This is a genomic window from Flavobacterium sp., from assembly GCF_046293665.1.
Lineage (GTDB): Bacteria > Bacteroidota > Bacteroidia > Flavobacteriales > Flavobacteriaceae > Flavobacterium.
Map to the genome: position 1 here is coordinate 523,123 of NZ_JBKBOL010000001.1, position 13,393 is coordinate 536,515.

12 protein-coding genes are annotated in these 13,393 nt (G+C 36.4%); 3 read left to right on the forward strand and 9 right to left on the reverse strand.

Translation table 11 applies throughout. The features are described 5' to 3' along the window. Window positions 1-66: 66 nt before the first annotated feature. On the reverse strand, window positions 67-2,115 hold the full coding sequence (locus tag ACK4R1_RS02400; protein ID WP_409683136.1) for a TonB-dependent receptor plug domain-containing protein: 2,049 nt from the start codon (window positions 2,113-2,115) through the stop codon (window positions 67-69). A gap of 84 nt (window positions 2,116-2,199) precedes the next feature. Between ACK4R1_RS02400 and ACK4R1_RS02405 the strand changes: the two genes are divergently transcribed. Continuing rightward, window positions 2,200-2,847, forward strand: a complete 648-nt coding sequence (locus ACK4R1_RS02405) for a metal-dependent transcriptional regulator (RefSeq protein WP_409683139.1) — start codon at window positions 2,200-2,202, stop codon at window positions 2,845-2,847. Between the two features lie 2 nt (window positions 2,848-2,849). Beyond that, window positions 2,850-3,668, forward strand: a complete 819-nt coding sequence (locus ACK4R1_RS02410) for a ZIP family metal transporter (protein ID WP_409683142.1) — start codon at window positions 2,850-2,852, stop codon at window positions 3,666-3,668. Here the strand turns inward: ACK4R1_RS02410 and ACK4R1_RS02415 are convergent. The 4 genes from ACK4R1_RS02415 to ACK4R1_RS02430 all read right to left on the reverse strand — a co-directional run bounded on the left by ACK4R1_RS02415 (window position 3,665) and on the right by ACK4R1_RS02430 (window position 6,978). Continuing rightward, window positions 3,665-3,790, reverse strand: coding sequence for a FeoB-associated Cys-rich membrane protein (locus ACK4R1_RS02415; protein ID WP_409683144.1), 126 nt, complete (start codon window positions 3,788-3,790; stop codon window positions 3,665-3,667). The two genes, ACK4R1_RS02410 and ACK4R1_RS02415, sit on opposite strands and share 4 nt — an antisense overlap. Window position 3,791: 1 nt before the next feature. Beyond that, window positions 3,792-5,897: a ferrous iron transport protein B gene (gene feoB / locus ACK4R1_RS02420; protein ID WP_409683147.1), complete on the reverse strand. Its 2,106-nt coding sequence runs from the start codon at window positions 5,895-5,897 to the stop codon at window positions 3,792-3,794. Window positions 5,898-5,903: 6 nt separating this feature from the next. Then, window positions 5,904-6,140: a ferrous iron transport protein A gene (locus tag ACK4R1_RS02425; RefSeq protein ID WP_409683150.1), complete on the reverse strand. Its 237-nt coding sequence runs from the start codon at window positions 6,138-6,140 to the stop codon at window positions 5,904-5,906. A 163-nt stretch (window positions 6,141-6,303) separates the two neighbouring features. Then, window positions 6,304-6,978 (reverse strand): SCO family protein, encoded by a 675-nt coding sequence (locus ACK4R1_RS02430; RefSeq protein WP_409683153.1) that lies wholly within the window; start codon window positions 6,976-6,978, stop codon window positions 6,304-6,306. 140 nt (window positions 6,979-7,118) lie between these two features. Here ACK4R1_RS02430 and ACK4R1_RS02435 point away from each other — a divergent pair, with 140 nt between their 5' ends. Beyond that, window positions 7,119-9,170, forward strand: coding sequence for a M13 family metallopeptidase (locus ACK4R1_RS02435; protein ID WP_409683156.1), 2,052 nt, complete (start codon window positions 7,119-7,121; stop codon window positions 9,168-9,170). A gap of 55 nt (window positions 9,171-9,225) precedes the next feature. On the opposite strand, the gene ACK4R1_RS02440 is transcribed toward ACK4R1_RS02435, so the two are convergent. The 4 genes from ACK4R1_RS02440 to ACK4R1_RS02455 form a co-directional block, all read right to left on the reverse strand. Next, complete coding sequence (locus ACK4R1_RS02440) at window positions 9,226-10,029, reverse strand: SDR family oxidoreductase (protein ID WP_409683158.1); 804 nt, start codon at window positions 10,027-10,029, stop codon at window positions 9,226-9,228. Continuing rightward, the gene (locus tag ACK4R1_RS02445) at window positions 10,026-10,538 is read right to left on the reverse strand and encodes an ORF6N domain-containing protein (protein ID WP_409683161.1); all 513 of its coding nucleotides are present in this window, start codon (window positions 10,536-10,538) and stop codon (window positions 10,026-10,028) included. The genes ACK4R1_RS02440 and ACK4R1_RS02445 overlap by 4 nt, the downstream gene beginning before the upstream one ends. A 23-nt stretch (window positions 10,539-10,561) precedes the next feature. Beyond that, a complete protein-coding gene (locus ACK4R1_RS02450) occupies window positions 10,562-12,949 on the reverse strand; it encodes a M28 family peptidase (protein ID WP_409683164.1) in 2,388 nt (795 codons plus the stop codon). A gap of 75 nt (window positions 12,950-13,024) precedes the next feature. Further along, the gene (locus ACK4R1_RS02455; RefSeq protein ID WP_409683166.1) at window positions 13,025-13,375 is read right to left on the reverse strand and encodes a DUF2116 family Zn-ribbon domain-containing protein; all 351 of its coding nucleotides are present in this window, start codon (window positions 13,373-13,375) and stop codon (window positions 13,025-13,027) included. Window positions 13,376-13,393 lie beyond the last annotated feature (18 nt).

Below are 13,393 nucleotides of genomic sequence, written 5' to 3' on the forward strand. Positions count from 1 at the left end.
TGATTATTGGTATCATGCCGCAAAAATAAACGGAGATTGCAGACAAAACTGTTTATTAAATGTTAATTAATACAAAGTATATCTCAGTCCAAGAAATCCTCTGATGCCTTGATTGGGCGCATAAACATAACTCGGATCAAAGGTTAATGCATAGGGATTTGAAGGTGTTGCCATCACGTTTCCGTTGGTATCATAAGTTACATTTTCATCAAAAGGATCTTCCGCTCGGGCAATTAAAAACGGATTTCCTTTGTTGGGCGTCCAATTCAGAAGGTTTTTGATTCCGGCGTAAAATTCAAAGTTTTGGAACTTCTTATAAGTAAATTGGATGTTTTGCAAACTCCATGGTTTTGAGTATTCGGCTCTCGGATCAAGCGGTCCTAGAAGTGGCAATCGCATCGTGCCATAAAGGTTTCCGGTGTAGTCAATAGACAAAAACCAATTCGGAATGTCGTAGGTTATCGCCCAATTCATGCTAAATTTTTCTGTTAAAACCGGCTGTGTTTTGATGCCGTCTTTCACGTTTTTTGGGTCTAAAAAAGTAAATCCAACAATTGCTTTAATCCCATAAGGTGTAACCAAATCAATATTACCGCTCAAACCAACAGATTCGGAATAACCATTGAGATTTTGATAAATAATTTGGTTCGGATTGGTGTCATAATCCGGAATGATTTGATTGGTAAAATAAGTATACCAAGTCGAAAATTCAAAGCCCAAGAAAGTAGCATCGTCAAACCTGATTTTCTTCAAGTAATTGAAATTAATATTATATGATTTTTCGGACTCTAAGTTTTCTGTGATGATTACATCTCTTGAACCGGTTAAAGCGGCGTGTTCTTCGGTAAATAAATTGACAATTCTGAATCCTGTTCCGGCGTTAATTCTGAAAACATCATTCTTAGTCGGATTCCATTTGTAGGCAATTCGGGGTGTGAAAATGTGGCCGTGATTGTTGTTGTAATCATATCTTACGCCTAATAGTAGATGTTGTGTTTCGGCTAATTTGATTTCATCTTGAACAAACGTGCTGTAAATATTGGTTTTTTCAGCAGTAATTGTTGCCGTTGTATTGTCATTGTAATATTGGTGACGAAAAGCAGCGCCGAAGAGCAAATTGTGGTTTTCCAGTTTTTTGTCCCAAAGGTATTGCCCGAAAGCAATTTTTTGCTGTGCTAAATACAAAGTCGTTCCGTAAACCGAATTCTGATCATGCGATGTAGCCGAAAATGATAAAAACATGTCTTCTTTTGTAGGCAATTGATACTTACCGAGCAATTCAAATCTTGTGGTATAAATGCTTTCGCCATAAACTTGATTTCCACCTCGAAAACTTTTGTTCCATTGCATTTCGCCGCCCCAACGGTCTTCGTAAAAAAATCTTCCGGCGATATTGAATTCTTTTTGACTTTTTCGGATAAAATTCCATTTGTTAAAAATGGAGATTCTTTCCTGAAGCGTCACATCGGTAAAATTATCATTATTGTTGTCTATTGGACTGTTGTAATTGTAATAATTCAGCCCTAATAACGATTCTGCCTTTTGTCCAACATTGGCTTTAAAGCCTAAATCGATGTTATTCTCCAACCAAGAAGTAGAAAAAACATCAGCGGAAAACAAGGGTGCATTTTTGGTTTTTTTGGTGATGATGTTGATTAATCCGCCAACGGCTTCACTGCCGTACAAACTCGAAGCCGGACCTTTGATAATTTCAATTCTGTCAATCAAAGAATTCGGAATTCCGGATAAGCCATAAACGGTAGAAAGCGCACTTACGATTGGCATTCCGTCAATAGTTACCATTGTATATGGGCCTTCCAAACCATTGATGTGAATGTCTCCGGTATTGCAAATGTTGCAATTCAATTGTGGTCGAACGCCATTGACATTTTGCAACGCTTCAAAAATATTGGAAGTTGGGTTTTTTTTCAAAAAAGCGCTCGTATAAATTTCTACCGGAACCGGAGTTTCTAATCGCGATACCGGTTTTAAAGTTCCCGAGATTACAATTTCATCTAAAGATTCTGATTTTGAGTTTATGGGAATCGTATCGTTTACTTGAGCTGACAAACAAGTAAAAATGAACAAAATCGGTATTAAAAAAACATTTTTCATTAAGCAAAATAAAAATTTAGACAAAACTAAAAATTAATTTTTAGTTATATTAAAAAAATAAAATATATTTGTAAAAAAACAAGCATGACCACATCCGAAGAAAACTACATTAAGGTTATTTATCACCTATCGTTGGTTTCTCCCAAAGGCGTAAATACTAATGCCATCGCCGGAATGTTAGAAACCAAAGCGTCTTCGGTGACCGATATGTTGAAGAAACTTTCTGAAAAGGATTTGGTATCATATCAAAAATACCAAGGCGTTAATTTGACCGAAAATGGGTTGCTTTCAGCCAAAATGATTGTGAGAAAACACCGTTTGTGGGAAGTTTTTTTGGTCGAAAAATTAGCATTCAACTGGGACGAAGTGCATGAAATTGCCGAAGAATTAGAACATATCAAATCAGTAGCACTAATCAATAAACTAGATGCTTTCTTAGGCTTTCCGGCTTTTGATCCACATGGTGACCCGATTCCGAATGAGAAAGGTGTGATTCAAAAAGTGAACAAACTATTGCTTTCGGAAGCCGAATTGAACCGTGAATATTATTGCATTGGCGTTAAAGATTCGTCTTCTGAGTTTTTAAAATATTTAGACAAACAAAAAATAGCTTTGGGTTCTGTTTTTAAAGTGATAGAAAAAGAAAGTTTCGATGATACTTTGACGGTGGAAATCAATGCGCAAGAGAAAATAATTTCTAATAAAATTGCCAATAATTTATACGTTCAATAATTATGTACCAATCAGTAATCGACTATTTTGAAAGTATTGACCCTATTTTGGCGGCTTTTTATGCGACCATGTTTACTTGGTTTTTAACTGCATTGGGCGCTTCGTTTGTATTCTTTTTTAAGAATATGAACCGTGTAGTGCTTGATGGAATGCTCGGTTTTACCGGTGGCGTGATGATTGCGGCCAGTTTTTGGAGCTTGTTATCACCTGCAATAGAAATGAGTAAAGGCGAAGGTTTTGTGAAAGTAATGCCGGCTGCAATTGGATTTTTATTGGGTGCGTTGTTCATTTTTGGTTTAGATAAAATTCTACCGCATTTACATATTAATTTTCAAGAAACTGAAGGAGTAAAATCGCCTTGGCAACGAACAACTTTATTAGTTTTAGCCATCACAATGCACAATATTCCAGAAGGTTTGGCGGTTGGTGTTCTTTTTGGCGGAGTCGCTGCCGGAATTCCGGAAGCCTCAATTGCCGGAGCCGTAACTTTAGCCATTGGAATCGGAATTCAAAATTTTCCGGAAGGAATTGCGGTTTCCATGCCGTTACGCCGTATGGGCATGAGCCGTTGGAAGAGTTTTATGTACGGTCAATCTTCAGCGATTGTAGAACCTATTGCTGGAGTTTTAGGCGCAGTTGCCGTAACTTTTTTCACGCCATTATTGCCATATGCTTTAGCTTTTGCAGCTGGTGCGATGATATTTGTAGTAGTAGAAGAAGTAATTCCGGAAACGCAACAAGATAAGAATACTGATATTGCTACTTTAGGATTAATTGGCGGATTTATTGTCATGATGACTTTGGATGTTGCTTTGGGTTAATGGCAACCACAATCATCTTTACTACAACCTTTTTTGTTCTTTTTTTTACCAATGAATTTTTGGGCCAAAAAGCCAATGGCAATTCCCAAGGCAACATAAACTAATATTTCTTGGATATTCATCTTATTTCAAAAATTGATACGCAATCAGCGCGGTTAGATAAGCAAATCCACTCATAAACACCAGTTGAATGATTGGCCATTTCCAACTGTTGGTCTCTTTTTTTACAATGGCCAACGTACTGATACATTGCATCGCGAAAGCATAAAAAAGCAAGAGCGAAACGCCAGTAGCAAAATTGAAAACTTTTCTACCGTCGGGATGGACTTCAGCATTCATACGGTTTTTGATAGTAGATTCTTCATCACCATGACTTCCAACACTGTAAATTGTGGCTAAGGTTCCAACGAAAACTTCACGCGCGGCAAACGAACTCACCACGGCAATCCCGATTTTCCAGTCATAACCCAAAGGTTTAATAACCGGTTCTATCGATTTTCCCATAATCCCGATATAGGAATTCTCGAGTTTATGTGAACTAATTTGGTCATTTAGATAGTCTAAATCGTCCAATCTGTTTTTTTGTTTAACTTTTTTAATCACCAAACTTTCGGCATTGTCAAATCCTTTTTTCGGTCCGTGAGAACCCAAAAACCAGAGGATAATCGACAAGGCTAAAATGATTTTTCCGGCACCAAAAACAAAGGCTTTCGTTTTTTCAATTACGTTAATCGCCACGTTTTTAAACAACGGTAATTTGTAACTTGGCATTTCTACCACGAAATAGGATTTGGTTTTCAGTTTTAAAATCTTGTTCAAAAGATAAGCCGAGAAAATCGCCATTCCAAAACCTAAAAGATACAATACCATCAAGGTTGCGCCTTGCAAACTAAAAATACCGAATAATCTTTTTTCGGGAATAATTAAAGCAATCAAAATCGCATAAACCGGTAAACGCGCCGAACAAGTGATGAATGGTGTGACTAAAATCGTAATCAATCGTTCTTTCCAATTTTCAATATTTCTAGCACTCATAATCGCCGGAATGGCACAAGCGGTTCCTGAAATTAAAGGCACAACGCTTTTACCAGACAAGCCGTAGCGGCGCATGATTTTATCCATAAGAAAAACTACGCGACTCATATAACCACTTTCTTCGAGTACCGAAATGAATAGAAATAAGAAAGCAATTTGCGGGATAAAAATCACGATACCGCCAATTCCGGGAATAATGCCTTCGCTGATTAAATTGGTAAATTCGCCCGAAGGAAGATTGTTTTTGGCATAACTCGCCAAATTGGCAAAAGTGCTGTCAATAAATTCCATCGGAATACTCGACCAATCAAAAATCGATTGGAAAATCAGCAATAAAATCCCAAAGAAAATAACGTAACCAAAGATTTTATGCGTTAAAACTTTATCCAATTTAGACCGAAAATCAGTAGCGTTTTCAGGATCAATCTTTTGACCTATTTTCAACGTTTCATTGATAAATTGGTAACGTTTGATGGTTTCTTTTTGTTGTAAACGCTTTAATTCGGAGTGCGATTTGGCAAAGGAACTTTGGATTTCTTTTCGTTCCAAATTCAAGAAATTGACATCTTGGGTAATCACTAACCAAAGTTTGTATAACAATTGATCAGGAAACGCTTGTCGAAGTTTGTCGAAATATTCCACATCAATGCTTGATGCGTTCAGACAAGGTTCGGCCGAAATATTTTTATAGTCAACGATAGTGTTTTTCAGCTCATCAATACCAACGCCTTTACGGGTGCTGACCAAGACGATTCTAGTTTTTAACTTTTCTTCTAAATAAGGAATGTCTAGCGTAATCCCTTTTGCCTTCATTCGGTCAGTCATGTTGATGACCAAAATAGTTGGAATTTCTAAGTCTTTTATTTGGGTGAAAAGTAAAAGGTTTCTTTTAAGATTTTCAACATCGGTAACCACAACAGCAACATCAGGGAAAAGTTTATCGTTTTTGTTGAGTAATAATTCGATGACCACATTTTCATCAATTGAACTGGCATTCAAACTATAAGTGCCGGGTAAATCAAGGATATTGGCTTTGACGTTGTTGGGTAATTTGCAAAAACCGAGTTTTTTTTCAACAGTAATTCCGGGATAATTCCCCACCTGTTGGTTCAATCCGGTGAGTTGATTGAACACCGAAGTTTTTCCGGTATTTGGGTTTCCAATAAGCGCTACGTTGAGGTGCTGGATGCTCATTTTTGATTAATTGTCACGGATTTCGACTTCAATATCATGAGCCGTTTCTTTTCTTATGGCCAAATGAGAACCGTTGTTTACATTGATATAAATAGGATCGCCAAACGGTGCTATTTGAATAATCTCGATGTCATTATCCGGTAAACATCCCATTTCTAAAAGTTTTAGCGGAATTTTATCCAAATCAACATAAGTGATTACAGCTTTGTCTCCAATTTTTAATAAATCAACGGTGGTTTTCAATGCTTATTTAGATTGAATTAAGATTACAAAAGTAGCGATAAAAAAAGAATACTAAGTGATAATTGTCAGTTTATGCATTCCAATATCATTTTTTGCAGAATGCCGATGTATATTTCATTAGTTCAATTTCATTGGGCTATTATGAAATAACAATCGGTATTAACTAATTTTTATCGTCTTCCAATAACCAGTTTATATCTTCGATTAATTTTTTAATATCTTCTTTTTTAGTGCCGTCATAAAAACCGCGAACACGTCTTTCAGTATCTACAAGGACAAAATTTTCGGTATGAACCATATCGTAAAGTTCATCGGGCTTGCCTAATTTCACTGCTAAATAAGATTTTCGCGCCATGGTGTAAATATCTTTTTTATCACCAGTAACTAAGTTCCATTTAGCATCAACAACACCATGTTTTACCGCATATTTTTTCAAAACCGGAACACTGTCAATTTCTGGCGTTACGCTGTGTGACAACAGCATTACTTTTGGGTTATTCAAAAATGCCTTTTGCACATCCACCATGTTTTTACTCATTACAGGACAAATCGAACCGCATGTGGTAAAGAAAAAATCGGCGACGTATATTTTGCCTTCATAATCTTTTTGGGTGATGGTTTTGCCGTTTTGATTGGTAAAAGAAAAGTCAGCTATTTTGTGGTATTTCTCCACATACTGAACCGTGCTGTCCACCAATTCCGGATTGACATCCGCCGGATTGTATATCGGGAGCGATTTGCTTGGTTTTAAAACATTGTAAAAAAGCGAAACGGTTATGATGGAAAAGATGACGAAAGTGCCAATAAAGATTCGGTATTTTTTAATAAAATCAAGCATTCTTTTTTTTTAGCAAAAATACAAAAGCTAAGCCAACGATTCTTGTTTTTGGGACTAATCAACCCTTATAATTTTGTTAAAAATGTATTTCTAGAATGATAATCGATAAATTTGTATAAACTAACAAAATTTCAATCTTTATGAAAAAGAATACCATAACAAAAACCCTGTTAACTGTGGTTTTATTGGCGGGCGTTTTGCCAATCAATGCGCAAGAGAAAAAGCCCGGAATTGATTTGTCTTTGATGGATAAATCAGTCAGACCCAATGATGATTTCTTCAACTTTGTTAACGGAACTTGGGTAAAAAACACCGAGATTCCGGCAGACAGAGTTCGTTGGGGCAGTTTTGATGAATTGCGTCAAAAAACCGATATCGATGCTTTGGCCATTTTGGAGGAAGCTTCAAAAAATCCGGCTTATAAATCTGATACAGACCAAGGGAAAGCCATCAATCTTTATCGATCCATTATGGATACTGTGGCTCGTAACAAAGCCGGGATAAAACCTTTGAAACCTTATTTAGATAAAATCAATGCTGTAAAAAATGTAGCCGACTTGCAAAAGTTAATGATTGAAATGGCTTCAAAAGGCGGCATTGGATTTTTTGGTGTTGGCGTAGGAACCGATGCTAAAAACAGTAACCGAAATGTGGTGAATGTCGGCCCGGGATCTTTGGGATTGCCTGACAGAGATTACTATGTTTCAGAAGATGCCGATTCAAAAGAGAAAAGAGCAAAATATGTAACTCACGTAACAAGAATGTTACAATTTATTGGTGACAAACCGGAAGTGGCTAAGAAAAATGCAGAGAAAATACTAGCCTTAGAAATTACCATGTCTAAACCAAGATTAGACCGAGTTGAAAGAAGAGACCGAAGAAAAACTTACAATCCAATGACAGTGGCCGATTTGCAAAAATTAACGCCAGCCATCAATTGGGATGGTTATATCACCGGAATCGGATTGCCAAAAGTAGATTCAGTAATTGTATCGCAACCCAGATATATGGAAGCGTTGCAAGGTGTTTTTGCCGAAAATAAAGTCGAGGATTGGAAAGCTTACATGCGTTGGACGTTGTTAAACGATGCTGCAAGTAAGTTATCAACCACTATTGAAAAAGCCAATTGGGATTTTTACAGCAAAACATTAAGTGGCGCAGTAAAGCAAAGACCATTGAATGAGAGAGCGCTTCAAGTAATTAATGGCGCAACGGGTGAAGCTTTGGGTAAATTATATGTAGAGAAAATGTTTCCGGTTGAGGCCAAAATCAAAGCGGAGAAAATGATTCGAAATGTTATTAGAGCTTACGAAATCAGAATTAATAATTTAACTTGGATGTCGCCGCAAACCAAATTGAGCGCTATCGAAAAGTTGAATAAAATGACGGTCAAAATTGGCTATCCCGACAAATGGAAAGATTATTCGGCATTGACCATCAAAAGTGCAGCAGAAGGCGGCAATTATTTTGACAATGCCATGAGTATTTCCAACTGGAATTTCAAAAGAAATATCGATAAATTGGGCAAACCTGTAGACAAAACCGAATGGGGAATGTCGCCACAAACGGTAAATGCTTATTTTAATCCTTCGAATAATGAAATTGTGTTTCCTGCCGCTATATTACAACCGCCATTCTATGATTACAAAGCAGACGAAGCGGTAAATTATGGTGGAATTGGAGCTGTTATCGGTCACGAAATTTCACACGGATTTGACGATTCAGGCTCAAGATATAATGCTGACGGGAATTTAGTCAATTGGTGGACAGACGAAGACTTGAAACAATTTACAGCCTTAGGAAATGCTTTAGCAGATCAATATTCGGCTTTAGAACCGCTACCGGGAATCAAAGTGGATGGGAAATTTACGTTAGGGGAAAACATCGGTGACCTAGGCGGAATCAATGCGGCTTACGATGGTTTACAATTGTATTTAAAAGAAAACGGCAATCCGGGATTGATAGATGGTTATACTCCGGAACAACGTTTGTTTATTTCTTGGGCAACCATTTGGAGAAGCAAAATGCGTGACGAGGCGATAAAAAATCAAGTAAAAACAGATCCACATTCGCCTGGAATGTATCGTGCTTATGTACCGTTGTTGAACTTGGAAACTTTCTACCAAGCCTTCAACATTAAACCGGGAGACGGCATGTATATTGAGCCGGATAAACGTGTAAAAATTTGGTAATCAAAAAAAGATTAAAAAACCTCAAGTTTAAGCTTGAGGTTTTTTTTATGAATTTTTATAATTCTGGTTTTTGAAAAGTATAAGTTAAAAAGGTCTTTATTTTTTGGGAAGAAATTGTTTTTCCGACAGCAATTTTATGGTTGTCAAACTCCGGTAAAGGCAAGTTGAATTCTATTGATTTTTGCGTATAATAGTCTTTTCTTGTTGGATGAAAAGGCGCAACGGCATTAAAAGTTTCACCAAAAAAATCTTTATCAATCACTTTTTCGATAATGCCGATACAATCCACCTGATGAATTAAATTAATGGGCGCATCAGGATTTTCAAGGTTTTGTCTTCCGGCTAAAAAGCGTATCGGATGTCTGTCTTCACCAATCAATCCGCCAAAACGAATAATGGTGGTTTTGAAGCTGGAATTGTTTTGCAAAAGATTTTCAGCTTCCAATAATTGCTTTCCGCTTTCGGTATCAGGTTGTCGTTTCGATTCTTCAGTGATGATGGAATTATCATCTGCATAAACCGATGTTGAACTCACGAAAAGTACTTTTTCAACCGATGATTTTTCTATGAAAGGAATCAATGTTTTTATTTTGGCTACAAAATTTTCAGTAGAATTTCCTCTTAATTTGGGTGGAATATCAATAATTAAGATTTCAGAATTGGACAGAAAGGAATCAATGTCTCCACTAATTTCGTCTTCCGATAAAGCAATTTGAAAAGGGTCAATTCCGGCATTTTTCAATATCGAAATTTTTCCGGCAGCAGTCGTTGAACCTTTCACCGAAAACCCTTTTGCCAATAAAGATTTTGCTAAAGGCAAACCCAACCAACCGCAACCTAAAATGCTGATGTTTTTCATTGTTTTTTGAAGCCAATTTGCTTTCTGTCTTTTTGCGTTTTATCTGTTTCTTCTTTTTGAAGCAAATAGTTTAAAGCTTCATAAATATCACCGAATTTCTTATCGTATTTTGTTTCTAAAATATTTAGTTTATCGTTAAAGTCTTTGTGTTCAATAGCGTGTTTTCTAATTAAAACAAAAGTCCGCATTATAGCTATATTTACATTTATAGCAACATCTGAGTTGAGAATACCGCTTAACATTGCTACACCTTGTTCAGTAAAAGCATATGGAATTGCTTTTTTAGGACGTTTAGATGATGATGTCGTCACAATTTGTGATGAGATATTTAACCATTCATTTTCTGTCAATTGAAACATAAAATCTATGGGAAATCTTTTGTAATTTCTTTTAACGGCTTGATTTAGCACTCTAGTTTCGATTTCATATAATTCGGCAAGATCAAAATCAAGCATTATTTTTTGTCCTCGCAATTCGTATATCTTAGATTGTAGTGTTATAATGGCCATATGTTATTTTATACCTCATAAATTTATTTCAAACTATCAACAGCAACCGTTAAACTATCTCTTTGCGCTGTTCTTCCAATCGGATAAGGTTTCGGATTATCCACCAAAACAAGAGAAGGTTTTACTTTTTGACGAACAATTACAGCGTCATTTAAAACAAAAGGCGTTGGTATCATCCAATCTTTTCTTTTGGCCATGGAAAACAATGGATTAGTCATCAAATCAAAGGAACTTTCCACCAAATTCAAATCCAGTTTTTGATTGGACGCTATAGAAAATTCTAATTCTAACGGAATGTTATCCACTACATAATAAGTCAATAATTTACCATTGGTTTTACTTGAAATATTACTAGAGAAATTTATCGATTTTACACCGTTGGCTTTCAGATTATTAATTTGAATATTGTTGGCGTTAAAGACATCATAGCGATTTACTTTTCGGTTTGGCGTGATTCTGATTCGGTACAAACGTTGGTTGCCTTGTAAGGTATCGCGCAAGAATTCGATCGTTGGCTTGGCTATATTTTTAATTGGCGCAGTCGCCATAAAAGTATATTGCGAACCATATTTGCTGTACAATTTATTGGTATTTAAAGCCTCGCCACTTTTTGGATTGTCGCCTAAATAGCCTTTTGTCCATACGTCTAAATTAACATCATAAGTAGCCCAATGTGCTTTCTTGGTGTCAGCATCTAAAATATAAACCAAGCTGTTTGGTTTGGCTTTACCATAAGTATAACCTGAACCTTGATGTGCTTTGATAAATAAGCCAATCGACAATAAAAAGAAGACTAATGACCAAATGCCCTTTCGGGAAAACGAACCAAAAATAGGCAACAACAAACTAAAAGCTAAAACAGTCAAAATCGCGCTACCAAAAAGGATTTTCAATCCCAAACCTATTGGAAACATTTGGATAAATGGTACTATGATGATTAATGTCGGAATCGCCAATAAACAATTGATAAACCAATTAGACTTTTGCGTCAACACAAAAATGCCTAACATTAAGGCGCTCGAAAGCACCGGTATAATTAAAAATCCGGCTCCGGGTAATTGCAAAGCGATGCCGATATTGATGAGCAACCAAATAAATAATGGCGCTATCATTTGGTTCATTTCCGGATGGCGTTTGCCGTTGTTTTGGTAGTATAAAAAGCAAATCGCCAACGTCAAACTCACAAAAGCATAAATATAATCGTGACCATTATAAGTAAATCCGTGAAGAATGTCTTGGTATTCGGGATAAAAATTGAGCAATAATTTCCAACCGATATAAGTCAACAAACCAGCAGTAATTAAGGAAGCCAAAAGTGGAATAAAACCTTTAATAACTTCATCCATGCGTAAAACATGTTTGCCCATTCCGATAAATAGGAACAATAAAACCAATCCGAATCCGATAATAACCATCGGTAAAATCCAACCAAAAGGATAACTCAAAAACCCAAATGGAACATTGAAATAAACTTTATCATCAGTAGAATTTAGGTTTTTTAAATCAGCATTGGCAAAATGTTTCAAAAGTGGAAACAAATAAGTGCCTTGATGGGCCAGGGTTTTTGGGTCTAAATGTTCAAATTTGTCTTGTGAAGTATGATAGTCATAATGGCCGTCAATAAAAGCAAAGTTGAATCCTTGAATTTTTCCTTCATCTCTGAAAACGGTCAGGTCAGTATCATTTGGCAACATTTTGTATATGCTGTACATCAAAGAATTCGACACTGGATATTGTACTTTTCCCTCGCTGAAAGCTTCGACCATTTTGGCATTGCCTTCATTGGTTTCCATCAACATATAACTTGGTCCTGACGAACCACGTGCTTCAAAATTCAACACTAAACCAACTGCTGAAGCCCATTGGTGTTGCGTCACAAAAAGCGCAGCGCCATTTAATCCTAATTCTTCAGCATCACTAAAGAGAATGATGATGTCATTTTTGTGGGGTGTTTTATTGTGTAAAAAAGCACGAACACTTTCGATAATTGTTGCTACTCCGGAAGCATCATCGCTGGCGCCATGGGAAACCGAATGTGGCGCACTGTCGTAATGAGAAAGTAATAATAATGATTTGGTATTGGCAGTCCCTTTAATTTTGGCCAAAATATTTTTCGACTTCACTAAAGTGCCTTTTTCAGTCATGGTAAAACCTTCTTGCAACGAAGTTTCTAACCCTAAATTCTGCAATTCTTTCTGAAGATATTGGGCAACTACTTCATGATTTTTGGAGCCAACATAATGTGGTTTTGCAGCCATCGCCTTGACTGTTTGCAAAGCTCTTGTGGTAGAAAATTCGGAAAGTGGCGCTTCCGTTTGGTCGTAGCTTTGAGGCATCATAAAGTAAAAAACGCCTGAAATAACAGCTGCTAAAAAAAGAAAGCTTAAGAGTGATGGTTGGTTGTTTTTCATTCTTGGCTAGTTGATTGTTCAGAACAAGAATTACAATTCAAGCTATAATTTCTCATTTTGTACTGGGTAAATTTACTAAATATCTTTTTTAACCAACACATAAAAATCATTGTCTAAAAGCATATACCCTTGGTCATACACGAAATGATAAGTGTTTCCGGTTTTCGTACTCAATATATTGGTCATATAATCAAAATCAAACCCTTTACTCAACAGTTTGGTTTTCGTTGTTTTCGATTTACCTTCCACATTCAATTCTGAAAGAATGCGGTAATTTTTGCGCAACTTGTTGTTGATGTTTCGCATGTAGTTAGTACTATCCTTGTTGATTTTGTTGTTGTAGGCATTGCGACAGCCATCGCTACAGAACTTTTTGTCCTCCCGACCTACAATTTTTTCGCCACATTCTAAACAGTTTTTATGCATACGAATCCTTTTTAATGA

What these genes read in the sequence shown, in the direction of transcription:
- ACK4R1_RS02400 (WP_409683136.1), bottom strand. Translation starts at nt 2,115, where the DNA reads ATGAAAAATGTTTTTTTAATACCGATTTTGTTCATTTTTACTTGTTTG.
- ACK4R1_RS02405 (WP_409683139.1), top strand. Translation starts at nt 2,200, where the DNA reads ATGACCACATCCGAAGAAAACTACATTAAGGTTATTTATCACCTATCG.
- ACK4R1_RS02410 (WP_409683142.1), top strand. Translation starts at nt 2,850, where the DNA reads ATGTACCAATCAGTAATCGACTATTTTGAAAGTATTGACCCTATTTTG.
- ACK4R1_RS02415 (WP_409683144.1), bottom strand. Translation starts at nt 3,790, where the DNA reads ATGAATATCCAAGAAATATTAGTTTATGTTGCCTTGGGAATTGCCATT.
- feoB (WP_409683147.1), bottom strand. Translation starts at nt 5,897, where the DNA reads ATGAGCATCCAGCACCTCAACGTAGCGCTTATTGGAAACCCAAATACC.
- ACK4R1_RS02430 (WP_409683153.1), bottom strand. Translation starts at nt 6,978, where the DNA reads ATGCTTGATTTTATTAAAAAATACCGAATCTTTATTGGCACTTTCGTC.
- ACK4R1_RS02435 (WP_409683156.1), top strand. Translation starts at nt 7,119, where the DNA reads ATGAAAAAGAATACCATAACAAAAACCCTGTTAACTGTGGTTTTATTG.
- ACK4R1_RS02440 (WP_409683158.1), bottom strand. Translation starts at nt 10,029, where the DNA reads ATGAAAAACATCAGCATTTTAGGTTGCGGTTGGTTGGGTTTGCCTTTA.
- ACK4R1_RS02445 (WP_409683161.1), bottom strand. Translation starts at nt 10,538, where the DNA reads ATGGCCATTATAACACTACAATCTAAGATATACGAATTGCGAGGACAA.
- ACK4R1_RS02450 (WP_409683164.1), bottom strand. Translation starts at nt 12,949, where the DNA reads ATGAAAAACAACCAACCATCACTCTTAAGCTTTCTTTTTTTAGCAGCT.
- ACK4R1_RS02455 (WP_409683166.1), bottom strand. Translation starts at nt 13,375, where the DNA reads ATGCATAAAAACTGTTTAGAATGTGGCGAAAAAATTGTAGGTCGGGAG.